Raw genomic sequence first — 26,232 nt, forward strand, 5'->3', positions numbered from 1 at the left:
CTGTTATCCGAGCGGATATCCCTCTTCGGGATCGGTGACTTCGCAGCCGTTGATCGTCAGAGTGTAGCCGCTGTCATTGGACGCTTTTGAGACCGAAATGCGGTATTTGCCGCCGCCCTGCTCCACCTCTGCCGCAAAACCGTCCCATTCCGACGGGAGCGACGGCCGCACATAGAGCCGGCCGCCCTTCAGCCGGATGCCGAGGATGCCTTCGACGGCGGCGCGGTAGAGCCAGCCGGCGGAGCCGGTATACCAGGTCCAGCCGCCGCGCGACGTATAGGGCTCATGGCCGTAGACGTCGGCAGCCACGACATAGGGTTCGACGCGGTATTGCTCCGCCGAAGCCTTGTCGAGCGCGTGGGTGATCGGGTTGAGAATCTGGAAGCAACGGAAGGCATCATCGCCCCGCTTCAGCTCCGCCAACGCCATCACCACCCAGGTTGCGGCGTGGGTATATTGTCCGCCGTTTTCGCGCACCCCCGGCGGATAGGCTTTGATATAGCCGGGATCCCTGGCGGAATTGACAAAAGGCGGCGTGAACAGCCGGATGATCCGGGCATCCTCGTCGACCAGCTGGTCGAGCACAGCGTCCATCGCTGTGACGGCGCGGGCCGGATCACCCTCGCCCGACAGCACGCTCCATGACTGCGCAATCGAATCGATCCGGCATTCCGGGCTTTCCCTGGAGCCGAGCAGCGCACCGTCGTCGAATGTGCCGCGGCGATAGTAGCCGCCATCCCAGGCCGCAGTTTCGAGCGCCTTCTTCAGCTCGATCAGATGCGCCGACCAGCGCTCTATGCGGGCCGTGTCGCCGCGCTCTTCGGCATAGGGAATAAAGGAGCGCAATGCGCCCGCCAAGAACCAGCCGAGCCAGACGCTGGTGCCGCGCCCGCCGACGCCGACGCGGTTCATCCCGTCGTTCCAGTCGCCGCCAAGGAACAGCGGCAGGCCGTTTGCCCCCTTGCGGGCGATGGCGAGATCGAGCGCCAGCGCCGCGTGCTCGTAGACGCTCGCCTTGTCCTCGGAAATCTCCGGCCTGTAGAAGGAGTCGTGCTGGCCTTCGAGCAGAGCCGGCCCTTCCAGGAAGGCGATCTGCTCGTCGAGCACGCTCCTATCGCCGGTGACGCTGCAATAATGATGGATCGCGTAAGCGAGCCAGACGACGTCGTCCGAGATCAACGTGCGCACGCCCGCACCCGTTCCGGGCAGCCACCAATGCTGCACGTCGCCTTCGCGGAATTGGCGTGACGCGGCATTGAGGATCTGCCCGCGGGCGAGGGAGGGTTCGTGCAGCACGAAGGCCAGCGTGTCCTGCAGCTGATCGCGGAAGCCGAAGGCGCCGCTTGCCTGGTAGAAGGCCGTGCGGGCCATGATGCGGCAGCCGAGGCTCTGATAGGGCAACCAGGTGTTGACGAGATTATTCATTCCACGATCTGGCGTCGATATCTGCAGCCTGCCGGTAAAATCCCGCCAGAAGGTTCGGTTCGCCTCGACGGCATCGTCGAACGAGGCCTTGCGGATCTCGGCGATGACTCTGCGCGCTTCTTCCTCCGTCGGCGTATCGCCGAGGAAGAAGGTGAAGTCGCGCTCCTCACCGGCGCCGAGCTCGATGTCGATGGCAAGCGCTGCGGCCGGATCACCGTCGAGGTCGGCCGTGCTGGAAAGGGCGGCGGCGGAGGTAACGGCCTGCGGCGCGTGGATCGTTCCCGCCTTGCCGACAAATTCGCGCCGGCTTGCCGAGAAGCTCGAAAGGGCCTCGCTCGCCGCGAAGAAGGCGGTGCGGCTGGAATAATCGATGCTGTAGGGATTGGTGGCAAACAGCGCCCCAGTCTCCTCGTCATATCTAGACAGGATGAACGGTGCCGTGCGTGCCGCATTGCTGCCGAGGATCCATTCGACATAACCGTAGAGACGCAGCTTGCGGCTGGTCGAACCGGTGTTGCGCAAGCGCAGGCGCTGCAGTTTAACCGGCCTTTCGCGGTCGATCGTCTGCGTCAGCTCGAGAGCGATATCGTTCTGAATGCTGGAAAAGACCGAATAGCCGAGCCCGTGACGGGTTTCGAAGCGGATGTCCGGCCGGCCGGAAAGCGCTGCGAACGGCGTCATGACGGCACCGCTCTCGAGATCGGTCAAATAGAACGCCTCGCCGGAACGGTTGACCACCGCATCGTTCGACCAGGAGGTCAGCTGATAGTCGCGCGAATTGGCGCTCCAGGTGAAGCCGGAGCCCTCAGCCGACACGTGGAAGCCGAACCTGTCATTGGAGATGACATTGATCCACGGCTGCGGCGTCGCGTGACCTCCGGGCAGCCGAACGACATATTCGCGTCCATCGCGGGCAAAACCGCCAATACCGTTCCAGAAGTCGAGATCGCCTTCCTCCTCGATGACGACGGCGGGCACGACAGGCGGCGGCACCGGCGCAACACGCTTGACCGGGGCCTTGTTGCGCTCGGCCCGTTCCATCTCCTGCAGCTCCTCCTTGGAGGGCGCAAACAGCGCCACGGCGCGGCCGATCTGGTCGACCACCTTGCCGTTCTTCGTATGCAGCGTGACGCGGGAAGCCGCAATCAGCGCGTGATAGGTGCTCTCCTCCATCAGGTCCTTGCGAACAGCAAAGATATGCTGGCGCAAGCCGTCGGCCTGGCCCATGCGGCGCACGTTTTCGCACATTGCGTCGAGCGCGTGCTGCATATCCTGCGCGTAGGAAGAGGCGCGTTCGTTCATGATGACGAGATCGGCGGTGACGCCGCGCGAACGCAGATATTCCTGCGCCAGCAGCGCCTCGCGGGCGATCTCGAGATCCATGTCGTCGTTGATGCGCAGCGTGAAGATCGGGAAGTCGCCGGAGATCGCCAGCGGCCAAAGCGCCGATTGCGACTGCAGGCCGGCCTCGACGGTCGCCTCGTCCTTGCGCAGCTGCATGTCGGGATAGACGAGGTAGCGTCCGAGATGCTGGAAGGCCGCTGCCTGCTGCGAGGTAACGCCGACATGGCGCATCTGCACCTGCGTGCGCGTCCAGGCTTGCACCAACTCGTGGTTGAAAGCGTCGGGATGACGGTAGCGATTGACCGCCTTGTCGACTTCGTCGCGGTTTGGCGCAGCGATCGTCCAGAAGATCACGCTGACTTTCTTGCCGGCCGGCACGCGGACGGTGCGACGCAGCGACATCACCGCATCGAGCATGAAGCCGTCGCTGCCGGAAAGCGTAGCGCCCGGATCGAAGGCTGCCGCATCGGCAAGGCTGCGGCCACGGCCGATGAATTTGCGCCGGTCGGTCTCGAATTCCGTGTGGCGGGTGTCGCCGGCATTGTCGACGATCAAGTGGGCGATGCTGATGTTCGGTTCGTTCGGATCGCGCTTGTTGCGTTCGGCGCGGATGACGTCGCCGCGCTTGCCGATCTCGGTCTTGACGAACATCCGGGCAAATGCCGGATGCGCATTGTCGGTATCGTCGGAGGTGATCACCGGTTCGAGATAGGAGGTGACTTCGATGAAACGGTCTTCCCCACCCATGTTGAGCAGGGTGACGCGGCGGGCCTCGGCATCATGCTCGGTCGCAATAATGCACTCTACCTCGCTTGTGAGGTCGCCGACCGTCTTGGTGAACTGCGCCTTCTCGTCGGCGAATTCGACCTTGATCTTTTCGCCTTCGACGCCCTTCGGCTCCGAGGTCGTCGACCACCATTCATTCGTGGCCGTATCGCGCAGGAAGATGAAGCTGCCCCAGCGGTCTTCGGTCGGATCGGCTTTCCAGCGGGAAACGGAGAGGCCGTTCCAGCGGGAATAACCGGCGCCCGTAGCCGTCAGCATCAGCGAATAATGGCCGTTCGACAAGAACACGAGTTCGCGATCACGCGAAGCCGGATCGCTGATCTTCCTGATCTCCGGCCGCAGCAGGTCGTCCTGGATGCTGGCCGGCGTGTCGGATTCATGCTTGCCGCTCATCACCGGAATGTCGCGCGGCGCCTTTTCCTGCAGCAAAAGCTCCGCTGCCTCGATGACCGGATCGGCGTGGAAGAGCTCGCGCAGATGACCATTGAAGGCGACGTTGGCGACGGCGGCGATCGACATGCCGTGATGGTGGGCATAATAATTATAGACCACAGCGCATTTTTTGCCTTCCGGCACGCGCGTCGGCGTGAAGTCGACGGCATCGTGGAAGCCGAACTTGCCGAGCGCACCGACCTTGCGCAGCCTCTGCAGATTTTCGAGCGCGGCCGGCGGGTCGTACTGGCTGGCGAGCAGCGATGCATAAGGCGCAATGACGGCATTGTGGCCGAGGCCGCGCTTCAGGCCGAGCGTCGGCACGCCGAAATTCGTGTACTGATAATTGAGATTATGGTCGCGGGCATTGAAGGCCGCTTCCGAGATGCCCCACGGAATTCCGAGCTTGCGGGCGTAATTCATCTGTTCGACGACGACCAGATTGTTGGTCTGGTTGAGAATCCCTCCGCCGCGCTCCTGCATGACCAGCGGCGGCATCAGATACTCGAACATCGAGCCGGACCAGGAGACCAGCGCGCCGCGCGACCCCACAGGAACGACCTGGCGGCCGAGGCGATACCAGTGCTCCGTTGGCAGATCGCCCTTGGCAATGCCGAACAGGCTGGTCAGGCGACATTCCGAGGCGAGAAGATCGTAGCAAGCCTGGTCGAGTTCACCGCTTTCGACGCGGTAGCCGATCGACAGCAGGCGCCGCTCGGGCCGGAACAGGAAGCCGAAATCCATCGAGAACGCCAGATCTCGGGCTTTGTCGCGCAGTGCCACCAGGCGCGGCCTCAGCGCATCGACTTTGGAAAGGTCGAAGGTGCTGTCGGAAATATGCGCCTCACAGACCTTCACCAGGGAGGCCGCCCATTGGGTGACCTCTTCGCTCTGCTTCGACTTGACCTCATGGTCGAGATTGGCGGCGAGCTTCTCGATGTCGCGGGCGAGAACGGCGAGATTGATGATGCGGATCGAGGCGAATTCATGCTCGCGCTTGACGGCGGCAAGCGCATTCTGGAAGCCGACGATGCGTTCCTCCAGCCGCCGGCGCAGCGGCCGCACGGTCTTGCGGTCGTCGGGCAGGTCGGCCAGCACTTCACCGAGAATGCCGGCTGTGTCGCCGACGCCGTCGAGGTTGCCCTGCATATGAGCGGACGGCGCCTCGGCCCAGTTGCGGCAGGCCGACGAAATAGCGATCAAATGGCCGGCGAGATTGCCGCTGTCGACGGCCGAGACATAACGCGGCCCAAGCGTCTGCAGCGTATCGGTGTGATACCAGTTGAACAGATGGCCGCGGAATTTCTCCATTCTGTCGATCGTCGAAATCGTCTGCTCCAGCCGCTCGAGCGTCTCCTCGAAGGAGAACCAGCCGAATTGCCGGCCGGAAACGACCGAGAGCAGATAGACGCCGATATTGGTCGGCGAGGTGCGCGCCGCAACAATCACATGCGGCGTTTCCTGGATATTGTCCGGCGGCAGATAGTTCTGCTCGGCCGTGGTGAAGGTCTCGAAATAACGCCAGGTGCGCCGGGCGATCTTGCGCAGTTCGCTCGACACCGAATCGGCGACCTCGAGCCGGTCCTCGGTCTCTGCCGACTGGCTGACATACCAGGCGACGACAGGCGACAGGATCCACAACAGAGCGAAGGGAATGCCGACGACGAAGGCGCTGCCGCCGGGGAGGGCTGCAAACCCAAGCGCCAGCAGCGCCAGCGCCGGTGCGTGCCACATCCCTTTGTAATAGGAGATCAGCGTTCCCTGGCCGCTGGCGTGAACGCTGGCGGCGGTCCGCCACTGCAGCATCAGCTTGCGGCTGACCAAGAGGCGGTAGAGCGAGCGGCCGATCGCATCGGCCATCATGGCGGCCGAATCGGCGATGAAGACGATACGCAGTGCAACCTGCGCATTGGCGGCCGTGATATCGGACCAGACCGTATAGAGGTGGGCGCGGGCGATGATATCGCTGGTGCGCGGAATGATGCCGTTGATCAGCGACAGCGTCGGCGCGACGAAGAGGCAGAAGATCAGCAGAATCTGCCAGATCAGTGCGCCGAGCGGGCTCATGAAATACCAGCCGAGCACGGAGGCGAAAAACCAGGCGATCGGCGTCAGTGAGCGGCGCAGATTGTCGAACATCTTCCAGCGGCCGAGTGCCGTGACACCGTATTTCGGATTGAACATATAGGGCAGCAGCTGCCAGTCGCCACGCGCCCAGCGATGCTGACGCGAGGTCTCGACCTCGTAGCGGATCGGGAAATCCTCAACCAGTTCGAGATCGGTGACGAGGGCGCAACGCGCCATCGAGCCTTCGAGAAGATCGTGGCTGAGCACGGAGTTCTCATCGATCCGACCCTTCAGCGACGCCTCGAAGGCATCGACATGATAAAGGCCCTTGCCGGTGAAGGTGCCCTCGCCGGCCAGATCCTGATAGACGTCGGAAACGGTGAAGACGTAAGGATCGAGGCCGCGGTTGATCGAAAAGACGCGCTGGAAGACCGATGCGTCCTTGCCCGTCGTCAGCGACGGGGTGACGCGCGGCTGCAGCACGCCATAGCCGCTTTCGACACGGCCGGTTTTCGGATTGATGACCGGCCGGTTGATCGGATGATAGAGCTTGCCGACGAGCTTGGTGACGGCATCGCGCATCAGGCGCGTATCGGCATCGAGCGTCATCACATATTGCACCTTGGCCGGCACGGTGTTGGCGCCGGGCAGATAGGTCGTGTCGCGGTCGCCGCGCAGCAGCATGTTCAGCTCGTGCAGCTTGCCACGTTTGCGCTCCCAACCCATCCAGACGCCTTCGGAGGGATTGTAGAGACGGCGGCGATGCAACAGATAGAAACGCGTCTTGCCGTCATAGGCATAGCGGGCGGAAAGATTGGCGATCTCGCGCCGGGCATAGTCGAGAACCTCGAGATCGGCGGGCGTTTCCTCGGCCTCGCTGTCCGGCCAATCGCTGAGCAGCGCGAAATAGAGCTCACCGCGCGGATTGGCAAGATAATGAACCTCGAGATTGCGCACGTGGTCATCGACGCTGTCACGGTTCGAGATCAGGCAGGGCACGACGAGCAATGTGCGCGCATCCTCCGGAATGCCTTCCTTGAACTCGTATCCGACAAGGCGCGCCGGCGTCACGAAGAAGGACAGCACGGTGTTGAAGAGACCCGTCGCCCCTTCCGACGCCGGCACTGAGAACATGATCAGCAGCAGGGCGATTTCGATCGCCCCCATGCCGGCATTCGCCATGAACCGGCCGACGATCGCCATGGCGATGATCGTCAGCAGCATGACGGGCACGGCAATTGCCAGCCAGTTGAACCGACGCACGGCGCGCACGAAATGCTGGATGATCGTCGGGCGATAATTCGCCCGCGCCTCCAGCTTCGGCCGCTGCGCGCCGGACAGGAAACCGCCGACATTCGGTTCATGCGGCTGCGGCTCGTCGGAGGCCTTGGCAGCAGCCGTCATGTCGAGCGCCAGCTGGGCGATTTCCATTTCCGTCAGCGGCGAGCGTTTGGCCAGCTTTTCGATCTGTTTGCGATATTTGTTGCGCGAGCCGGAATCGAGGATGCCGTAATCGGAATGCTCCCAGAGCAGTTTGTCGACATGGCTTACCTGCTCGACCCAGACCGACCATTCGGCATCGTCGATCTCGCGAAGGCTGCGGATGATGTTGCCCATCGTCACGTTGCCGGAAGAAAGGCGGCTGTGTTCGGCCGTCGTCGTCTCTTCGCTGTTGCGGCCGAGTTCTTCCAGCCGCTCGTCGAGCCAGGTGATGGCGAGACTCGACGTCTGCGAGCCGTCACGAAGGCGATAGAGGAACTGTGTCGAGAAAGTATTGTCCTCGGCAAGCGGTTCCAGCGTCTTCAGGTAGGCCGCCGCCCCGGCCGGATCGGTCAGCCGCACCAATTCGTCGGCCGCCTCGTTGGCGCGGCGGCGCAGGCGGCGGCTGGCTTCGACGCGGCTGGAAATGCGGCGAAGGTTTTCCACGAGCACGTAGCGCACGAGCGAAGGCAATGCCCAGAGTTCGCCGATCCTCAGCGTCTCGCTGGCCTGAAAACCGTCGACCAGCGCCGTCAGGCTTTCCTGCGAGATCGTGCTATGGGTATGGGCGACGTAGAGCCAGGCAAGCACGAGGGTGCGCGGCACCTCGACACCGCCGACGACCATGGTCGGCAATTCGCGATAGAAGCGGCGGGGGAAGTCGCGCCGCACCTCCTGGATCGCCTCTTCGACGATATAATGATTGTCCAGCAACCATTCTGCCGCCGGCGTGATCGTCTCGCCTGCTTCGACGTCGGTCGCCGTGGTCCGGTAGACGCGCAGAATTTCCTTCTCGTTTTCCTTATGGCGCGCGAAGAAATCGAATGGGGCGAAAGCCGGCAGCTGGTCGACGCCGTTGCGGGCGACCGCATCGCCCATCGCCTTGATGTCCTCGATGGCAAGATAGGTCGAGCGGATCGAATCGTTATGATCGATCTGCTTAATCTCGGGTTCGCGCGGAAGGCTCGGAGAAAGATTGGAAATAGACATGGGTTCGGTTCTGGATCCAAACGAAGTTATGGCTGTTTTGCGCAGCCTTTTGCACTGCTTATCATGACTGCTACATGAACGGAGCCCCATTCTTCAAAGATCGATGAAGCCGGGGTGAACGACACTTGGGCCAAGCTATGCAACGGGCTGAGCTCTGGCAAAGGACGCGGCCCGACGGGTATTGGGACCATCGATACCTCTCCGCGAAAGCCATGTCGAAAATTTGGACAGTATCGAAATAATTCAAGTCAAAAAGCACGGGCCACCCTCAGCGAGCTGATCTGGGCGGTAGGCACAAAAATGCCGGCACTAAGGTGCCGGCAGGCAGGAACTCATCGATTCCGGTCGCACCAACAAGGTCGATGCGGCCGTTTTCGATGAATGAAAGAAGGACGGAAGAATGATGATGGGATCGGCTTCGATCAACCAGAGCAAGATGCCCCCTTATGGCAACTCGCCTTTGACATTCGAGTGTCGGGAGAACGCCGAATGAGATGTTCCGGAATTCAATAAGGGCGAAAACCGCCCGCAGCTGCCGGCATCACCGGCGCCTGCCATTTGCCGATTACCCGACGACCCCGCAAACCATGGCGACGACGAACAGGAATGCCGCGGTGAAGATCGCTCCATGAAGCAGCGTCTGAAGCCTATGGCGCGTGGTGAGCACCTTCTTGGCCGGGATGGAACCATACTGGTTCACGTGAGCATGCGAAATACCCAGATCTGCCATATGTCGCCTCCGTTGTTTTCGTGCGGCCGGTTGTGCGGCTCGCGTTGATATTCGTATTTTCTCTATCAAGTAGGTAGAGATAAAATTCCGTCCAGAGCGAACGGAGGAGAAAATTCAACCAGTCCTTTTAGCAGCCCGCCATTTTAGCAGAGTACGCGCCATGCCCAGATCAACGAGCGCTCGACGGCGTTCTCGCTTTGCGGCGAATTGGAAGACGTGTCGATCAGCCGGCGGTCCTTTTCCGCGGGAAGAGATACCGAAATCTGTTCCCTGCGATCGGCTTTGACCGGAGGATCTAGGTAGCCCATGGTCATCCCGCCGAGAAAGAACATGCCTCAACCTCCATCGATCACGAAAGCTAACAATCGTTAACAGGATCATGACAGAAGCAGGGCAGCTGTCAATAGTCTAGTTGAATGGTCGTCTTTTAGGGAAGTCTTATCCTTAACGCCGACCCTGACCCCTTCTTTTCAACGGGTTGAAAAGATTGTCTTTCAGGCTTTGACAAACCCCTTGCTGGCGATCATCAAATTTTTCGTGTAGTCCTCCCGAACCGCGCCGCTTGCCAGTTCTTCCGAACTCAACCGTTCGACGACAGCGCCGTTGCGCATCACGGCCAACCTTTCGCACATATGGGTGATGACGCCGAGATCGTGGCTCACCATCACGAATGTCAACTTGCGGTCGCGTCGGATCTGCTCCAAGAGATTCAGCACCTCGGCCTGCACCGAGGCGTCGAGCGCCGAGGTCGGCTCGTCGAGCAGCAGGATCGACGGTTCGACGATCAATGCCCGAGCAATCGCCACACGCTGCCGCTGGCCGCCGGAGAGCTGGTGCGGGTAGCGGAAACGGAAGCCGTTGCCAAGGCCGACCTCGTCGAGCGCGCGGGCGATACGCGCCTCGCCGTCGTCGATGCCGTGAATCGCCAGCGGCTCGAGCAGGAGCCGGTCGATCGTCTGGCGCGGATGTAGCGAACCATACGGGTCCTGGAAGACCATTTGCACGCGGCGGTAGAAGATTTTACTGCGTTTCGAGCCCTTCAACGCTTCGCCGTCGATGTTGATCGCCCCGCCGCTGATCGGCGCCAGCCCGGCCACGGCCCTCAGCAAAGTCGATTTTCCCGAGCCGGACTCGCCGACGAGACCGAAGGATTCGCCGCGCTCGACCGTGACGCTGACATCCTTCAGCGCGTGGAATTGATCGTAGACGACGCTGAGATTTTCGGCCTCAAGAGCGGCGCTCATGCCGCCCACTCCGGCCTGCGATCGAGCACCGGCAGCGGATGACGGCTCTGGCCGATCTCGGGCATACAATTCAGCAATCCCTTCGTATAGGGATGCTGCGCATGTTTGAGATCGGCGGCCGCGAGCTCCTCGACGATCTTTCCGGCATACATGACGATGACCCGGTCGCAGAAGGACGAGACCAACCTCAGATCGTGGGAAACGAAGATCAGCCCCATGCCGCGCTCCGCCACCAGCCTGTCCATGATTCTCAGCACGTCGAGCTGCACCGTCACGTCGAGCGCCGAGGTCGGCTCATCGGCAATCAGCAATTCAGGCCCGGCAATCAGCATCATGGCGATCATCGCCCGCTGCCCCATGCCGCCCGAAACCTCGTGCGGATGCAGGTCGAAGACACGTTTCGGATCGCGGATCTGCACCGCTTCCAGCATGGCGAGCGCGCGCTCGCGCGCCTCCGCCTTGCCGACCCTCTCATGGGTACGCAGCGTTTCGCAGATCTGCCGCCCGATGGTCATGACCGGATCGAGCGAATATTTCGGATCCTGCAGGATCATGGCGATGCGCTTGCCGCGCAGCCTGCGTCTTTCGCCGGCGGAAGCCTCGATCAGGTCGATGCCGTTGAAATCCAGCCGGTCGGCCGTGACGATAGCATGTTTCGGCGTCAGCCCCATGATCGCCCTGCCGGTCTGCGATTTGCCGGAACCGGATTCGCCGACGATGCCGAGTCTTTCCTTGCCGAGCGTGAAGGAGACGCCGCGCACGGCCTCGATCACGCCGGTGCGCGTGGGGTAGCTGACCTTGAGCTTATCAACCGTCAGAAGTGTCGTCATTGGCCGCTTTCCTTCGGATCGAGCGCGTCGCGCAGGCCGTCGCCAAGCAGATTGAAGCCGAGGCTGACGATGAGGATGGCGATGCCGGGCATCGCCGCGACCCACCATTGATCGAGGATGAAGCGCCGTCCCGAGGCAATCATCGCCCCCCATTCCGGCAGCGGCGGCTGCGCCCCGAGGCCGAGAAAACCGAGACCGGCGGCGGTCAGGATGATGCCCGCCATGTCGAGCGTCACGCGCACGATCAGCGAGGAAATGCAGAGCGGCATGACATGGCGCAGGATGATGCGGAACGGCGAGGCGCCCATCAGCTTCACCGCCGAGATATAATCGGACCGCCGGACCGTCAGCGTCTCGGCGCGGGCGATGCGGGCATAGGGCGGCCAGGATGTGATGGCGATGGCGATGATCGCGTTCTGAATGCCGGGACCGAGCGCGGCAACGAAGGCGAGCGCCAGCACCAGCTTCGGGAAGGCAAGGAAAATATCGGTGATGCGCATCAGCGTCGCATCGACCCAGCCTCCGGCATAACCCGATACCGTGCCGACGATCAGACCGATCGGCGCCGAGATGACCGCGACGAGCACGATGACGAACAGCGTCAATCGCGATCCATAAATCAGCCGCGAATAGATGTCGCGGCCCTGATCATCAGTGCCGAGCAGGAATTCCCCCGTTCCGGGCGGCAGCAGACGGGCGTTGCGCAGATCGCCAACGACGGGATTGTGCGTGGCGAGCAAATCTGCAAAAGCGGCGATGAAAAGCAGCGCGATGATGATCAGCAGGCCGACGACGGCGAGCCTGTTGGCCGTGAACTGCCGCCAGGTGACGTAGGCGCGGCCGAGCCGTGCCTGCATGCGCGATTGCGGCCGGTCGGAAAGCAGCCATTCGCGGCGGCTCATCGGCTGGGATGGGCTGGCGGGAACCGTCATCGGTTTCGCGTCCTCGGGTCGAGTGTCCGGTAGAGAAGATCGGACAGAAGGTTGATGCCGATGAAGACCGTGCCGATAACGATCGTCCCGCCGAGCACGGCATTCATGTCAGCGTTCTGCAGCGAATTGGTGATGTAGAGCCCGATGCCCGGCCAGGAAAAGACGGTCTCGGTCAGCACCGATCCTTCAAGCAGGCCGGCATAGGAAAGCGCGATAACGGTGACCAGCGGCACGGCGGCATTACGCAGCGCATGGCCCCAGATCACCCGCGTTTCCGAAAGCCCCTTGGCGCGCGCGGCAACAATATATTCCTGGGAAAGCTCGTTCAGCATGAAGCTGCGCGTCATACGGCTGATATAGGCGAGCGAGAAATAGCCGAGCAGCGATGCAGGCAGGATGATGTGGCGGAAGACATCGTAAAACACATCCCATTGTCCCTGCCAGGCACTGTCCAGCAGATACAAGCCGGTGATCGGCGTGAACGTGTATTCGAAGACGATGTCGATGCGGCCGGGAAACGCCACCCAGCGCAGCTGCGCATAGAAGATGACGAGCGAAATTAGCGCCAGCCAGAAGATCGGCACCGAATAACCGATCAGGCCGACGACGCGCACGACCTGGTCGGCGATGCTGCCGCGACGCACGGCGGCGAGAACGCCGAGCGGCACGCCGACGAAAGCACCGATGAGCGTTCCGAGTGTCGCGAGTTCGATGGTTGCCGGCAGGACACGGCGGATATCGACCATGACCGGATTGGTCGTCAGCACCGAATTACCGAAATCGCCGGACAGTATGCCTTTGATATAGATGAAGAACTGCTGATAGAGCGGCAGGTTGAAGCCCATCTCCTCGCGCACGCGCTCGACGACATGGGTGGGGGCGCGATCGCCGAGAATGGCGAGCACGGGATCGATCGGCACAACGCGGCCGATGAAGAAGGTGACGGCCAGAAGGCCGAAATAGGTGGTGACGGCGGCAAACAGGAACCGCCCCAGCGCCTTTGCGAAGGCGCCGGCACGGCCCTTTCGGGGCCGCGCCGCCTGTGTCGTTTCGACGGTGCTCAAGCGGCCAATCCTGCCGGACTATTCCTTGGCGATCGGACCGACGAAATTGGTGTCGAAGCTCGGACCCAGCTTGAAGTCCTTCACGCTTTTGCGGTAGCCGGCCACCTCGGTCTGCTGGAAGATGAAGACGAAGGGGCTGTTTTCAAGATATTTCTTCTGGATATCCTGATATATGGCGGCGCGCTTTGCAGCGTCGCGTTCCAGAAGCGCTGCCTTGGCTTGCTTGTCGAGTTCCGGCGCTTCCCAGGTATTGCGCCATGCGAGCGTCTTCACCGTGCCGGCATCGGAATTGTCGGGATTGCCGGTAAAGGTATCGGCATTGGAATTCGGGTCGAAATAGTCCGACCCCCATTGGCCGATATACATGTCGTGAGTGCGGGCGCGGTATTTGGTCAGCGTCTGCTTGCCGTCGCCCGGAATGATTTCCATCTTCACGCCGGCCTGCGCCAGCGTCTGCTGCATGGATTCGGCGATACCGGTCACCGGCTGAGTGTTGCGCACGTCCATGGTGATCGAGAAACCGTCCGGTACGCCGGCCTTGGCGAGCAGTTCCTTGGCCTTGGCGACATCGAGCTTGTAGGGATTTTCGTCGAGCGCGCCGAGCTGGCCCTTCGGCAGGAAGGTCTGATGGATTTCGCCGATTCCCTTGATCAAAGTTGCGCCGATCGCATCATAGTCGACCAGATACTTGAAGGCTTCCTGGACTTCCGGCTTCTTCAGATTCTCGTTCTTGTTGTTCAGGCTGACATAATAGATCGTGCCCTTCGGCGCACTCGTCGTTGCGAGGTCGGCATTCTTCGAAACGGCGTCGATGTCGCCAGGCTCGAGGTTGCGGGCGATATCGATGTCGCCGGCTTCGAGCGCCAGCCGCTGCGCAGCACTTTCCTTCATGTAGCGGTAGATGACGCGGTTGAGCTTTGCCTTGTCGCCGTAATAATTGTCGTTGCGTTCCAGAACGACCACTTCATTGGCGCGCCATTCGCGCAGCTTATAGGCGCCGGAGCCGGCATAGCCGGTCTTCAGCCACTCATTGCCGAAATCGCTGTCGTATTTGTGCTCGGCATCGGGCGTCACCGCCTTCACATGCTCCATCACCAGCTTCTTGTCGACGACGGAAGCGACCGTTGCCGTCAGGCAGTTGAGCACGAAGCTCGGCGCATAGGCCTTGTCGACGGTGAACACGAAGGTGCCGGCATCGGCCGCTTTGGCTTTTTCCGTAACGTTGTCGCCGGTCAGGCCGAATTGGGTGAGGATGAAGGCTGGGCTTTTGTCGAGCTTGACGGCGCGCTCGAACGACCAGGCGACGTCTCCGGCGGTGATCGGGTTGCCGGAGGCGAATTTCAGGCCCGATTTCAGCTTGAACGTATAGGTCAGACCGTCATCGGAAACACTCCAGCTGTCGGCCAGATCGCCCTTCACCTTGGATGTATCGTCCATGTCGAGACGGACGAGCAGGCTGTAGCTGTTGGTGGTAACTTCGGCGGTCGAGAGCTCGAACGCCTCGCCCGGATCCATCGTGATGATGTCATCGATGGCGAAACCCTCGACCAGCGTATCCTTGGGCGTCTCGGCGAAGGCGGCGGGTGCTGCCATCATCAGCAGCGAAAGTGCCGCTCCCGCGGAAAGCAGTCGGAAATTGCGGCTGAGCTTGGTGATCATCATGGTCCGTTCCCCTTGTTTTTTGATTGGATACGAAAGGCTTAGGCACGGTCTTCCCGCCAAGCCTTTGCCAGAATGCGAAGCCAGTTTTCACGGGCGAGTTTGGTCAGGTCAGCCTCAGCATAACCAACCTCCCTGAGAGCGGCAATCAGCTTCTGATTGCCCGCTGCATCGCCGATTTCCTCAGGAATAGTGGCGCCGTCGAAGTCCGATCCGAGGCCCACGCAGTCGATGCCGATGCGGTTCACCAGATAGTCGATGTGGCGGATCATGTCGGCAAGCGGCGTATCGCCGTCCGAACGCCCATCGGGACGCAGCATGGCGGTGGCATAGTTGATGCCGACGAGCCCGCGGCTTTCGCGGATTGCATCGAGCTGCCTGTCCGTCAGATTGCGCGCGACCGGCGTCAGCGCATGGGCGTTGGAATGGCTGGCGACCAGCGGCTGGTCCGTCGTCTTCGCTATGTCCCAGAACCCCTTCTCGGTGATATGGGCAAGATCAATCAGGATACCGAGGCGATTGCATTCCCTCACCAAAGCGAAACCGGCGTCGGTCAGGCCGGGTGCCGTGTCCGGCGACATCGGAAAGGCGAAGGGCACGCCGTAGCCGAAGACATTGTGCCGGCTCCAGACTGGCCCGAGCGACCGCAGCCCCGCCGCATAAAACACTTCAAGCGCCGAAAGATCGGCGCCGATCGCCTCGCAGCCTTCCATGTGTAGGACGGCGGCGAAAATATCGTCGACCATGGCGCCGCGGATATCCTTCACCGTCCGGCAGAGCCGCCAAGCACCCGCCTGGTCGAGCCGCAGCGCGATCGCCGCCATTTCATTGGCAATGGCAAGGGAAGGCAGCGGATCAAGAGGGGCCGCCATCGGCGTGATGTAACGGCCATCGGCATCAGGATCGGCGAAGACGAGATCGCCCGAGGGAATATAGATGGCGCAGAGACCGCCCGAAAGTCCGCCCTTTTTGGCCCGGTGCGCATCGATATGGCCGACGGTCGTGCCGTCTGCGAATTCCGCAATCGGGTCGCTACCGTCTTTTGAATGTGTCCAAAGTCGAAGGAGAACGTCGTTGTGACCGTCAAATACGAATTGCATCTATCTTCCTGCGCTGCCCGATCGGGCGAGAATGAAGACCAGAATAGAAAAGCTGACGGAATTCGCCACCTCTTTTTTATAAATTCCGTCTTCACGCGCCAAAAACGGAACGGGGGCCGAAGCCCCCGCAAAAACCATCGGATCGCATCATCTGAGATCAGTGCTTGCGGCGCTTCTTCTGTCTGTAGACGTCGATGACCACAGCCGCGACGATGATCAGACCCTTGACGATCTCCTGGTAATAGGCGTCGATCCTGAGGAAGGTGAAGCCGGAGGTCATGACGCCGAGGATGATGGTGCCGATGACCGTGCCGGTGATGCGCCCGACGCCGCCGGTGAGCGAGGTGCCGCCGATGACGGTCGCGGCGATCGCATCGAGTTCATAGCCGACGCCCATGCTTGCCTGTGCGGTTTCCGCGCGTGCCGCCGTGACGATACCGGCAAGGCCGGCAAGCAATCCGGCGATCACATAGACCTTGACGAGATGCGCCTCGATATTGATGCCGGAAACGCGCGCCGCCTGCGGGTTGGCGCCGATGGCATAGGTGAACTTTCCATAGCGGGTGTAGCGCAGCGCGATGTGAAAGATCAGCGCAACGACCAGGAAGACGACGACCGGCCAGGCTTTGGTTCCGATGAAGTGAAACTGCTCGGTGATCCCGGAAACCGGCTGTCCCTTCGTATACCACTTCGCGACACCGCGGGCCGAAACGAACATGCCGAGCGTTGCGATGAACGGCGGGATTTTCGTGTAGGCGATAAGCGCGCCGTTCGCGAGACCCGCCGCCGCCCCGATCAGCAGGCCGACCATGATCGGCACGAAAGCCGGCAAGTCGGTCAGCGAAGGAAAGACCGCCCGTCCCCAGGTCGACGACTGGGCGAAGCTTGTTGCGATCATCGCCGTCATACCGACGACCGAGCCCGACGAAAGGTCGATGCCACCGGTGATGATGACCTGCGTGACGCCGACGGCGATGATGCCGATGACCGAGACCTGCAGGATCATGATCGTCAGACGCTGCGAATTCATCAGGAAGCTCTGGCCGATGAACATCCAGCCGAGCACCTCGTAGATGAGCGCGATGCCGACCAGCACCAGGAAAATGCTGAGCTCGGTCGGTAAACGCCGCCGCCTTTGCCGGGTTGCGAGCGGAGCTGCGCCCTCTGCTGCCTTGGTACTCATGTCAAACCTCCCTTGGGCGATCGCGGGCGGCGCATCACTGCGCAGCCAGCTCCATCACCTTGATCTGCGTTGCTTCATCGCGATTGAGGAACCCGGTCACGCGCCCCTCATGCATGACCATAATGCGGTCGCTCATCCCGAGAACCTCAGGCATCTCGGACGAAATCATGATGACTGCGACGCCGTTTCGCGCCATCTCGGTGACCAGCCGGTGGATTTCCGCCTTGGCGCCGACATCGATGCCACGCGTCGGCTCGTCGAGAATGAGGATCCGCGGATTGGTCAGCAGCCAGCGCCCGATCAGCACCTTCTGCTGATTGCCGCCCGAAAGATTTTCCACCCGCTCGTAAAGGTTAGGCGTTTTCACCCGGAGTTTTTTTGCCATGTCTTCGCAGGTCGCCTCGATGGCGCCCTGCTGCACGAAGCCGCCCTTGACGTATCTGTCCTGGAGCACGGCGATCTGCATGTTCTCGAGAATATCGAGGATCAGCAGACAGCCGGTGTCCTTGCGGTCTTCGGTGAGGAACGCCATCTGGTGACGGATGGCCTCGGTCGGCGAAGAAATCGTCACCGGCTTGCCGTAGAGTTCGATCGAGCCGGAGCTTGCCGGCGTCACGCCGAACAGCGTTTCGGCGACATTCGACCGCCCGGAGCCGACAAGGCCGGCCACTCCGAGAATCTCGCCCGCCCTCACCTCGAAGGAGACGTTTTTAAAGACGCCGTTGAGGCAGAGATCCTTGACGGAGAGCATGACCTCGCCGATCGGCACCTCTTCTTTCGGAAACATCTGGGTGATCTCGCGCCCGACCATCATCCGGATGATGTCGTCGCGGGTCACTTCGGTTGAGGCATGCGTGCCGATATATCGGCCGTCGCGAAAGACCGAGAACTCGTCGGCGATCTCGAAAAGCTCGTTCATCTTGTGGGTGATGTAGACGATGCCGATGCCCTGAGATCTGAGATCGCGGATAATGCGGAAAAGATGCTCGACCTCGCGCTCGGTCAGCGCCGAAGTCGGCTCGTCCATGATCAGCACGTCGGAATTATAGGAAACCGCCTTGGCGATCTCGACCATCTGCCGGTTGGCAACCGACAGGTACCGGACCTCGATATCGGGATCGATTGATATATTGAGCCGGGCAAACAGCTCTTCGGTCATGCGATGCATGACGCCGTGATCGACGAAACCGAAGCGGTTCTTCGGTTCGCGGCGAATCCAGATATTTTCTGCGACCGTCATGAACGGCATCAGGTTCAGTTCCTGATGGATCATGGCAATGCCATTCTCCAGCGCGTCGAGCGGAGATTTCAGCTGGATCTCGACCCCCTTCAGCCGGATATCGCCTTTGTCGGGTATGTAGATGCCGGCGAGGATCTTCATCAGCGTCGATTTTCCGGCGCCGTTTTCGCCCATCAGCGCATGCACGGAAGCGCGCTTCAGCCGGAATTGCACGTCGTCGAGGGCGACGACACCCGGAAATTCCTTGCGAACGCCCTCGGCGCTCAACAGATATTCCGCATTCGGGACTGCGCCGCTCGCACGCACGGCGGCCATGGTTGTCGGGCTGACGGCCATATCATCTCCTCCGGATACGGACAGGCGAAAAGGATGCGGGCAAAGCCCCGCATCCTGTTTGCGTTCGCCTCAGTTCTTGGCGACGAAGTCCTTGACGTTGGCAGGGGTGACGAGCTGGAAGGGAATGTAAACCTTCTTCTCGACCTTTTCGCCCTTGGCAATCTTCAGGGCTGCATCGAGCGAGCCCTTGCCCTGGCCGGCGGCATCCTGGAATACCGTGACGTCGAGATCGCCTGCCTGCATGGCGGCAAGCGCATCCTGCGTGGCGTCGACACCGCCGACGACGACCTTGGTCATATCCTTGCCGGCGGCCTTCAGCGCCTGGATCGCGCCAATTGCCATTTCGTCGTTGTTGGAAATCACTGCGTCGAATTCGATGCCGCTGGAGAGCCAGTTGGCCATCAGGTCGGCGCCCTCGGTGCGGTTCCAGTTGGCCGTCTGCTCCTCGACGATCTCAAGTCCCTTGCATTCATCCGTTCTGACAACGTCATGGACGTCCTGGGTGCGCATGCGCGCAGCCTGGTTGGAAAGCTCGCCCATGATCACGACGGCCTTGCCCTTGCCGCCGAGAATGCGGCAGACTTCCTTGGTTTCCAGCGTGCCGGATTCCTGCTCGTTGGATGCGACGAAAGCCTGCTTCTCCGGCAGCGTGTCGACATTGACTGGCTGACGGTTGACGTAAACCAGCGGAATGCCGGCATCGGCGGCGAGCTTGGACATTGCCGTGGTCGCGTCGGTATCGACGGGGTTGACGATGATTGCATCGACCTTCGAGGCGATGAAATTCTGGATCTGGCTCTGCTGCTTGGAAACGTCGTTCTGTGCGTCTTCGACCTGCAGCGTCACGCCGCTCAGCGTCTTCGCATAATCGGTCATGCCGTTGCGCAAAACCGTCAGGAAATTGTCGTCGAATTTCGCCATCGAAACGCCGACGGTTTCCGCGTGGACCGCCGTCGACATGACGAGCGCCATCGCAGTGCCCAGGATAAACTTTTTCATTTCACTTCCCTCCACAAAGCGGTGCCCGGCTGCACCCTCCTCACGCCGGAGCTCCAGGCATTGCCTTGAAGCCGAAATTCCCCGCGCCGCTCTCCCGCAGCGCTCCGAAAACGGAACAAACAAACCGTGAAATCCGCTCTTCGGAATATTCATTCCATTTTCCATGAACAACGTCAAGCCTCTTTAGCGGCAGGCCTGGAGTCCCCCGCATTGTGAAACACGAAGAGAGCATCCATCTATGGCAGGGTCGAAGACAGGCTCGGGGCCGCAGGCGCCTTCGATCTCTCGCCGCGGCCAGATTATTTGAAGATTTTGGAGACAGGACCAATGTCCATTTCGATGTATCGCCTCACCGTTCCGATGTTTCAGCGCGGCCTCGCCAGCCTGAAAACCTATCTCGACAAGGCCGAAGCCTATGCCAAGGAAAAGAATATCGACCCAACCATATTGGTTGCAGCTCGCCTCGCGCCCGACATGCTGCCGCTTTCCGGCCAGTATCAACGCGCCAGCGACAGCGCCAAATTCACCCTCGCCCGCCTGACCGCGACCGACGCTCCGAAGTTCGAGGACAACGAAAAGACGTTCGACGAGCTGCGCGAGCGCCTGGCAAAGACCGACGCCTATCTCGCCAGCTTCTCGCAAGAAGCGCTGGAGGGCACCGAAAGCCGTGAGATCACCCTGCCGGGCAAGAGCGGCATCGTGCTCCCGGGTAACGAATATGTCACCACCTTCGCCCTGCCGAACTTCTATTTCCACGTCACGACGGCCCACGCCATCCTGCGCAACCAGGGTGCGCCGATCGGCAAGCGCGATTATCTCGGCTAAACAACAAGCGGTTCCACGCACGGTTTGCGTCCGGAATGGCATGAAGACAAAGCTCTATCAGGGCCGGCGCGTCACCGGCCCTTTTTCCGTCAGCTCGGTATAGGCGAGCGTCTGATCGAGATGCCGCGCCCGGAGCGACAGCAGCCTTTCGGCATACTCGAGCCGTATCGCCGCATAGGCCGGATCCGCCGCGACATTGTCGAGCTCCATCGGATCGTCGCTGAGATTGAAGAGCAGCGGCGGCAAGCCGGCAAAATGCACATATTTGAACCGCGCATCGCGGATTACTGCGAGATTGCATTGATTGGATTTCAGCCCGAAATGCCGCTCCGCCTCGCCCGCGGCGATATCGCGGAAATCGAATTCCCAGAATGCCGCGTCCCGCCAGCCCTGCCCGCTCCCGCCGTCGACAAACGGCATCAGCGACCGGCCGTCGAGGCCGTTCTTCGCGTCGATGCCGAGCTTTTGGCAAAGGGTCGGAAAAATATCCGCGGCACTGGTGAATTCGTCGGCGACCCGGCCCGCTGCACCGCTTGCGGGATCGCGAATGACAAGCGGAATTTGGTAGCTGCCGTCGAAAAAGCCGCCCTTCCCGAGCGTCCAGTGATCACCCGCCATCTCGGCATGGTCGGAGGTGAAGACGATAAGCGTATCGTCCCAGGCGCCCGCATCCTTCAGCGCCTGCCAGATCCGGCCGAGCTGCGCATCGACCTCTGATATCATGCCGTAATAGATCGCCCGGATCGCGGCGAAATCCTCGCCGCTCCAGCCGCTGAGCAGCCCCGTTGCTCCGCGGATAAAATTGCCTTTGTCAGAACTCCGCATGGCATAAGCGAGATAGGGATGAGCGTCCTGTTCCGCCTCGCGGTTTTCCGCACGCGCAAAGGCCGGCCCCTCGCCCGGCTTGAACATCCGGTTGAACGGCTCCGGCACGGAAAAGGGCGGATGCGGCCGCAAGAACGAGACATGCGCGAACCACGGCCGATCCTGTTCGCCGAGCCAGCGAACAAACTCGCCGGCCAGGAAGGCCGTCTGGGTCTCGTCGCTGGAATAGGCCGGCGCCGCGTCGGAAATGTCGCCGGCCCGCGCGCCGACGGGAATGTGGATGTCGCGGCTGACGGCGTCCTGATGCCCACGCGACCTCAGCCAGGAGAGCCACTGCCTTTCATGCTCCGGCAGCAGCTGGCGTGAGGTAAAGCCCGGCAACACGCCTTCATAGGTCGTCAGATGCGGATCGCTTGCATCCATCCCGCGCGGATCGGGCGCCGTGTCCGTATAGCCGAACAGCGTCGGGTCGTATCCCGCCCGCCGGGCGGCCAGCGCCAGATTGTCGAAGCGGGCATCGAGCGGCGAACCATTGCGGCAGACGCGATGGTTCATCTGGTAGAGGCCGGTATAGAGCGTGGCCCGGGCCGGCGAGCAGGGCGCTGCCCCGGCATAGTGCCGCCGGAAGAGCGTGCCTTCGCGTGCCAGCGCATCGACATTGGGCGTTTTCACGCAAGGGTGACCGACGGCCGACAGGCAATCGCCGCGCCACTGGTCCGCGGTGATCAGCAGGATGTTCGGCCGGCGAACCTTCTCAATTCTGGGCTCAATGCTGGTTGGTTTTTGCATGCCAGTTCCAGGCGGAGCGGATGATCTGACTGAGATCATACTGCGGCACCCAACCGAGCACGTCGCGCGCCTTGTCGTTGTTGGCGACCAGCGTATGCGAATCGCCTTCGCGCCGGCCGATATACTCGACAGGGAAAGGCCTGTTCGACACGTCCTCGATCGCGCCGAGCAATTCCCTGACCGTCGTTCCGGTGCCGGTGCCGAGGTTGAGCGCAACGGATTGGCCGCCCTTCAGCAAATATTCGACGGCGCGCACATGCGCATCGGCAAGATCCAGCACGTGGATATAGTCGCGCACGCAGGTGCCGTCGCGGGTCTCGTAATCGCTGCCGAACACCTTGAAGCCCTGGCGGCGGCCAAGTGCCGCGTCGATCGCCAGCGGTATCGCATGCGTCTCAGGCTGGTGCCACTCGCCGATCCGGCCTTCGAAATCGGCACCGGCCGCATTGAAATAGCGCAGCACCACCGAGCGCAGGCTTCTGTATTGATCGTAGTCGGCAAGCGCCTGCTCGACGATATATTTCGTCCGCCCGTAGGGATTGATCGGCACCTGCCGGTGGGTTTCGTCGAGCGGCACGCTCTGTGGCAGACCGTAGGTCGCGCAGGTGGAGGAGAAGACGAAGGCGTTGATGCCGGCCGCCTGCGCCGCCGACAACAGCGTCAAAGTGCCGACCACATTGTTTTCGTAGAAGGAGACCGGATCTTTCACCGATTCGCCGACCTCGATCAGCGCCGCAAAATGCAGGATCGCCGCCGGCTTGTGCTTGGCCAGCACCTCATCCAGCCGGGCGCGATCGCGAATATCGCCTTCCTCGGCCGGCCCCCATTTGACGAACTCGCGGTGGCCGTTCGAAAAATTATCGAAGACGACAGGCTTATAGCCCTTGTTCGCCAGATCGAGGCACGTATGCGAGCCGATATAGCCGGCGCCGCCGACGACAAGAACCGTTTCCCCTGCCATGCACCACCCTTATTATTAGAAAAAGACGAAAGAAGCCTAGACGAGATAGACGTCAATAAAAAGAAGGAATTGCGATAAGCGTGAACGAACAATACGTCAAATGCCGAAGCCGGCGCGACCCGTGCGATTTGCGCCAGACCGGCGGCATTCAGAATTATTCGCGTGATTTGCATAAGTGCCCGATCTAAGGGGCTTGCACCGCCATGTGATGATCAACGTCCGCGGCCATCAGCCAGGGAGAGCGCGAATGAGGAAGGCATTGGTCGTTTGGGGCGGCTGGCAGGGCCATGAGCCGGAGCAATGCGCTCATATCGTCGCCGACCTGCTGCGCGAGGACGATTTTGCGATCGAGGTCACCGGCGATCTCGGCATATTCGGGTCTCCGACGCTGGCGAAGCTCGATCTGCTGGTGCCGATCATCACCGGCGAAACGCTCGAAAAAACCCATGCGAGCGCCTTGGTCGAGGCGGTGCGCGGCGGGCTCGGGCTTGCCGGCCATCACGGCGCGCTCGCCACATCCTTCAAGGAAAGCGCCCCTTTCCGCTATGTCTCCGGCGTCACTTGGGTCGCCCATCCCGGCAATATCATCGACTTCCGCGTTGCGGTCACCCGCCAGGACGATCCGGTCATGGAGGGCATTCCCGATTTCGACTACCGTTCGGAGCAATATTATCTGCACTATGATCCGACAGTCGAAATCCTGGCGACCACCACCTTCACCGGCGCATACGATCCGGCAGCCCGCAATGTCGTGATGCCCGTCGTCTTCAAGCGCCATTTCGGCGCCGGCCGCATCTTCTATTCCGCTCTCGGCCATGTCGCCGCCGAATTCGACCATCCCTATATGCCCCTCATCCTGCGCCGCGGCCTCGGCTGGGCCGCCCGCCAGTAGATTTGGGAAGGGTCGCGCGTCACGGATGGTGACGGGCGATGTCAACCAAGTCCACGCCTTGAGGGTGGCCGATCTCGGCAACGCTTTCGGTATTCCTCGATGCCGGCTTCATTGAAGTGGCAAGACGTCTGACCGATCGTCCGCCTGGAATGCCGCTGAATATTTCGGCAACCCGGGAAATTGTAATACGGCCTAACGGACCGCTTTCAGCTGCCGATCGTTGTCGACGGCGGGATCCGCCTCGTCAAAGATCCGCATCAGCCGCCCAGCTGCCTTCAGCTTCTCGATGAGATCGTTTCCATCCGGCGAGGCCTTCGTCAGCTCCAGCTGCTCGAACTCCCTCAGCGCCTGCGCCCAATGACTTTCCCCACGCCCATCCGGCCTGCCTTCTGCTTCCCACAATGAATAAGCGCGCTGGCTGACCCAGGCGTCTCTATTATGACTCATGATTAACCCCAGCGGAAAATTTGGAAGCAATATTCGACAGCCAACAAGGTGCCAAAACCGGCTTTAGGAGTCGTTACGAGGCAGCGTTAGTTTTTAGATAATACCTAGGTACCAAGGGATTATCCCCTTGCACACACTTCCAGACCTTGGCCTCGCATCGCCTCCGGGATAGGGTCATCGCAGAAACGACAGCGATGACCGATGGCAGCCAAGACAACACTCAATGCGAAGAATCTCGAACCTCTCGGCGCGCAGCGCCTTGCCGAACTGCTGATCGAAATCAGTACGGGCAGCGCCGCCCACAAGCGACGGCTTCGAATGGAGCTTGCCGGCAATCACGGCAGCGTCGAGATCGCACGGGAGGTGCGAAAGCGGCTTGCCAGCATTGCCCGGGCTCGCACCTTCATCAACTGGCACAAAGTGAAGGCGCTGAAGAGCGACTTGGAAACCCAGCGCAAGACGATCACGGAGAGCGTTGCCGCCGATAATCCCGAGGAGGCCTTCGAGCTGATCTGGCAGTTCCTCGCCCTGGCGGATTCGATTTTCGAGAGATCCAACGCCGGCAGCGAGTCGCTCATCCAAAGCTTTCGGCAGGCTTGCGAGGATGCCGGCGCCATCGCGGCATCCGCAAAGATCGAGATCGACGTCCTGGCCGACAAGGTGTTCAGAGCCGTGCAGGACGATGGCTACGGTCTGTACGAAAACCTGATTGCAGCGATGACGCCAGCCCTCGGTCATGATGGCCTCGATCGCTTGAAAGATCTTCTTGTCCAATGGGCCAAGGAACCGGAAGACAAACCGGCGAAGGACAAGCGCGAGGTCATCGGCTGGGGCAGCGCAGGCTCGGTTTACGAGGATGAGATCTACGCCACGAGCCGGGAATTGACGGTGCGCATTGCCCTGCAGGAGATTGCCGATGCCCAGGGGGATGTCGATGCCTACATCGCTCAGCAACCCGCGGAAACACGCAGCACGCCGATAGTAGCGGCCGAAATCGCCGATCGTCTGCTCACCGCCGGGCGGGCGAAAGAAGCGCTTGCGGTGTTGGGTGAGGTCGATACGAGAAGCTTGGCCGATATCCCGCTCGAATGGCAGCTGGCTCACATCGCGACGCTTGAGGCCCTGGGGCGCGCGGACGAGGCGCAGGCCTATCGATGGACGTGTTTCGAGCAATCGCTGCATCACCAGCATCTCAAGGCCTTCCTCAAGCGACTGCCGGATTTCGACGATCTCGAAGCCGAAGAGAAGGCATTCGTCCATGCCCAGGCTTTCCCGGATATTCACCGGGCACTGGCGTTTTTCCTGAATTGGCCGGCACCTGCCGAGGCAGCGAAACTGGTGATCAGGCGGAAGGCGGAACTGGACGGCGATCTCTATGAGCTGATGCCGCCGGCTGCCGAGGTTCTGGCGGAGAAACATCCGCTCGCAGCAACCTTCGTCTTGCGCTCCATGATCGATTTCACTCTCGATAGCGGCCGGTCCAGCCGCTATAAATACGCGGCGAGGCATCTTGCCGACTGCGCATCCTTTGCCCCTCATATCGACGACTTCGGCAACGCCAAATCCCATGACGCCTATGTCACAGACCTGAAGCGTCGGCACGGCAAGAAGCATGGCTTCTGGAGCCTGCTGACCTAAGTCGCTCGGGATAGC

18 protein-coding genes are annotated in these 26,232 nt (G+C 61.2%); 3 read left to right on the plus strand and 15 right to left on the minus strand.

Going from position 1 to position 26,232, the window contains the following annotated elements; all coding sequences use genetic code 11:
• Positions 1 to 3: 3 nt before the first annotated feature.
• The 12 genes from J3O30_RS21945 to J3O30_RS22000 all read right to left on the minus strand — a co-directional run bounded on the left by J3O30_RS21945 (position 4) and on the right by J3O30_RS22000 (position 19,840).
• A complete protein-coding gene (locus tag J3O30_RS21945; RefSeq protein WP_207582245.1) occupies positions 4 to 8,523 on the minus strand; it encodes a glucoamylase family protein in 8,520 nt (2,839 codons plus the stop codon).
• A gap of 565 nt (positions 8,524 to 9,088) precedes the next feature.
• Positions 9,089 to 9,253, minus strand: coding sequence for a hypothetical protein (locus tag J3O30_RS21950; RefSeq protein WP_007632282.1), 165 nt, complete (start codon positions 9,251 to 9,253; stop codon positions 9,089 to 9,091).
• A 143-nt stretch (positions 9,254 to 9,396) separates the two neighbouring features.
• Positions 9,397 to 9,585 carry a hypothetical protein gene (locus J3O30_RS21955; protein ID WP_207582246.1) on the minus strand — a complete coding sequence of 63 codons (189 nt, stop codon included), beginning with the start codon at positions 9,583 to 9,585 and terminating at the stop codon, positions 9,397 to 9,399.
• Positions 9,586 to 9,747: 162 nt separating this feature from the next.
• Complete coding sequence (locus J3O30_RS21960; RefSeq protein WP_207582247.1) at positions 9,748 to 10,497, minus strand: ABC transporter ATP-binding protein; 750 nt, start codon at positions 10,495 to 10,497, stop codon at positions 9,748 to 9,750.
• Entirely contained in the window at positions 10,494 to 11,327 is an 834-nt protein-coding gene (locus tag J3O30_RS21965; protein WP_207582248.1) for an ABC transporter ATP-binding protein, read from the minus strand. Before J3O30_RS21965 ends, J3O30_RS21960 begins: the two co-directional genes overlap by 4 nt.
• Positions 11,324 to 12,259 (minus strand): ABC transporter permease, encoded by a 936-nt coding sequence (locus tag J3O30_RS21970; RefSeq protein WP_207582249.1) that lies wholly within the window; start codon positions 12,257 to 12,259, stop codon positions 11,324 to 11,326. The genes J3O30_RS21965 and J3O30_RS21970 overlap by 4 nt, the downstream gene beginning before the upstream one ends.
• A complete protein-coding gene (locus tag J3O30_RS21975; RefSeq protein ID WP_207582250.1) occupies positions 12,256 to 13,323 on the minus strand; it encodes an ABC transporter permease in 1,068 nt (355 codons plus the stop codon). Before J3O30_RS21975 ends, J3O30_RS21970 begins: the two co-directional genes overlap by 4 nt.
• 18 nt (positions 13,324 to 13,341) lie before the next feature.
• Complete coding sequence (locus J3O30_RS21980; protein WP_207582251.1) at positions 13,342 to 14,985, minus strand: ABC transporter substrate-binding protein; 1,644 nt, start codon at positions 14,983 to 14,985, stop codon at positions 13,342 to 13,344.
• Positions 14,986 to 15,023: 38 nt separating this feature from the next.
• The gene (locus tag J3O30_RS21985) at positions 15,024 to 16,082 is read right to left on the minus strand and encodes a dipeptidase (protein ID WP_207582252.1); all 1,059 of its coding nucleotides are present in this window, start codon (positions 16,080 to 16,082) and stop codon (positions 15,024 to 15,026) included.
• A 157-nt stretch (positions 16,083 to 16,239) separates the two neighbouring features.
• Entirely contained in the window at positions 16,240 to 17,265 is a 1,026-nt protein-coding gene (locus tag J3O30_RS21990) for an ABC transporter permease (RefSeq protein WP_207582253.1), read from the minus strand.
• Between the two features lie 34 nt (positions 17,266 to 17,299).
• Positions 17,300 to 18,841: a sugar ABC transporter ATP-binding protein gene (locus J3O30_RS21995; RefSeq protein ID WP_207582254.1), complete on the minus strand. Its 1,542-nt coding sequence runs from the start codon at positions 18,839 to 18,841 to the stop codon at positions 17,300 to 17,302.
• 69 nt (positions 18,842 to 18,910) lie between these two features.
• Positions 18,911 to 19,840, minus strand: a complete 930-nt coding sequence (locus tag J3O30_RS22000; RefSeq protein WP_207582255.1) for a sugar ABC transporter substrate-binding protein — start codon at positions 19,838 to 19,840, stop codon at positions 18,911 to 18,913.
• A gap of 327 nt (positions 19,841 to 20,167) precedes the next feature.
• On the opposite strand from J3O30_RS22000, the gene J3O30_RS22005 reads away from it, so the two are divergent.
• On the plus strand, positions 20,168 to 20,665 hold the full coding sequence (locus J3O30_RS22005) for a DUF1993 domain-containing protein (RefSeq protein WP_207582256.1): 498 nt from the start codon (positions 20,168 to 20,170) through the stop codon (positions 20,663 to 20,665).
• A 57-nt stretch (positions 20,666 to 20,722) separates the two neighbouring features.
• On the opposite strand, the gene J3O30_RS22010 is transcribed toward J3O30_RS22005, so the two are convergent.
• Together J3O30_RS22010 and galE are read right to left on the minus strand one after the other, a co-directional pair.
• Positions 20,723 to 22,279, minus strand: coding sequence for an alkaline phosphatase family protein (locus tag J3O30_RS22010; protein ID WP_207582257.1), 1,557 nt, complete (start codon positions 22,277 to 22,279; stop codon positions 20,723 to 20,725).
• On the minus strand, positions 22,257 to 23,240 hold the full coding sequence (galE, locus tag J3O30_RS22015) for a UDP-glucose 4-epimerase GalE (protein ID WP_207582258.1): 984 nt from the start codon (positions 23,238 to 23,240) through the stop codon (positions 22,257 to 22,259). The genes J3O30_RS22010 and galE overlap by 23 nt, the downstream gene beginning before the upstream one ends.
• A 247-nt stretch (positions 23,241 to 23,487) precedes the next feature.
• On the opposite strand from galE, the gene J3O30_RS22020 reads away from it, so the two are divergent.
• A complete protein-coding gene (locus J3O30_RS22020; protein WP_207582259.1) occupies positions 23,488 to 24,132 on the plus strand; it encodes a ThuA domain-containing protein in 645 nt (214 codons plus the stop codon).
• A gap of 192 nt (positions 24,133 to 24,324) precedes the next feature.
• Here J3O30_RS22020 and J3O30_RS22025 read toward each other — a convergent pair whose 3' ends face one another.
• Positions 24,325 to 24,579 (minus strand): DUF2934 domain-containing protein, encoded by a 255-nt coding sequence (locus tag J3O30_RS22025; protein WP_207582260.1) that lies wholly within the window; start codon positions 24,577 to 24,579, stop codon positions 24,325 to 24,327.
• A 201-nt stretch (positions 24,580 to 24,780) separates the two neighbouring features.
• Here J3O30_RS22025 and J3O30_RS22030 point away from each other — a divergent pair, with 201 nt between their 5' ends.
• Positions 24,781 to 26,217 carry a DUF6880 family protein gene (locus tag J3O30_RS22030; RefSeq protein ID WP_207582261.1) on the plus strand — a complete coding sequence of 479 codons (1,437 nt, stop codon included), beginning with the start codon at positions 24,781 to 24,783 and terminating at the stop codon, positions 26,215 to 26,217.
• The last annotated feature ends 15 nt before the right edge of the window (positions 26,218 to 26,232 follow it).

The organism is Rhizobium sp. NZLR1, assembly GCF_017357385.1.
Lineage (GTDB): Bacteria > Pseudomonadota > Alphaproteobacteria > Rhizobiales > Rhizobiaceae > Rhizobium.

Bases quoted from the DNA above. Each gene is read 5' to 3' on its own strand.
- J3O30_RS21995 (WP_207582254.1), bottom strand. From the start codon at position 18,841: ATGGCCGTCAGCCCGACAACCATGGCCGCCGTGCGTGCGAGCGGCGCA.
- J3O30_RS21960 (WP_207582247.1), bottom strand. From the start codon at position 10,497: ATGAGCGCCGCTCTTGAGGCCGAAAATCTCAGCGTCGTCTACGATCAA.
- J3O30_RS22020 (WP_207582259.1), top strand. From the start codon at position 23,488: ATGAGGAAGGCATTGGTCGTTTGGGGCGGCTGGCAGGGCCATGAGCCG.
- J3O30_RS21990 (WP_207582253.1), bottom strand. From the start codon at position 17,265: ATGAGTACCAAGGCAGCAGAGGGCGCAGCTCCGCTCGCAACCCGGCAA.
- galE (WP_207582258.1), bottom strand. From the start codon at position 23,240: ATGGCAGGGGAAACGGTTCTTGTCGTCGGCGGCGCCGGCTATATCGGC.
- J3O30_RS21970 (WP_207582249.1), bottom strand. From the start codon at position 12,259: ATGACGGTTCCCGCCAGCCCATCCCAGCCGATGAGCCGCCGCGAATGG.
- J3O30_RS21945 (WP_207582245.1), bottom strand. From the start codon at position 8,523: ATGTCTATTTCCAATCTTTCTCCGAGCCTTCCGCGCGAACCCGAGATT.
- J3O30_RS21950 (WP_007632282.1), bottom strand. From the start codon at position 9,253: ATGGCAGATCTGGGTATTTCGCATGCTCACGTGAACCAGTATGGTTCC.
- J3O30_RS21955 (WP_207582246.1), bottom strand. From the start codon at position 9,585: ATGTTCTTTCTCGGCGGGATGACCATGGGCTACCTAGATCCTCCGGTC.
- J3O30_RS22000 (WP_207582255.1), bottom strand. From the start codon at position 19,840: ATGAAAAAGTTTATCCTGGGCACTGCGATGGCGCTCGTCATGTCGACG.
- J3O30_RS22005 (WP_207582256.1), top strand. From the start codon at position 20,168: ATGTCCATTTCGATGTATCGCCTCACCGTTCCGATGTTTCAGCGCGGC.
- J3O30_RS21985 (WP_207582252.1), bottom strand. From the start codon at position 16,082: ATGCAATTCGTATTTGACGGTCACAACGACGTTCTCCTTCGACTTTGG.
- J3O30_RS22030 (WP_207582261.1), top strand. From the start codon at position 24,781: ATGGCAGCCAAGACAACACTCAATGCGAAGAATCTCGAACCTCTCGGC.
- J3O30_RS21965 (WP_207582248.1), bottom strand. From the start codon at position 11,327: ATGACGACACTTCTGACGGTTGATAAGCTCAAGGTCAGCTACCCCACG.
- J3O30_RS22025 (WP_207582260.1), bottom strand. From the start codon at position 24,579: ATGAGTCATAATAGAGACGCCTGGGTCAGCCAGCGCGCTTATTCATTG.
- J3O30_RS21980 (WP_207582251.1), bottom strand. From the start codon at position 14,985: ATGATGATCACCAAGCTCAGCCGCAATTTCCGACTGCTTTCCGCGGGA.
- J3O30_RS22010 (WP_207582257.1), bottom strand. From the start codon at position 22,279: ATGCAAAAACCAACCAGCATTGAGCCCAGAATTGAGAAGGTTCGCCGG.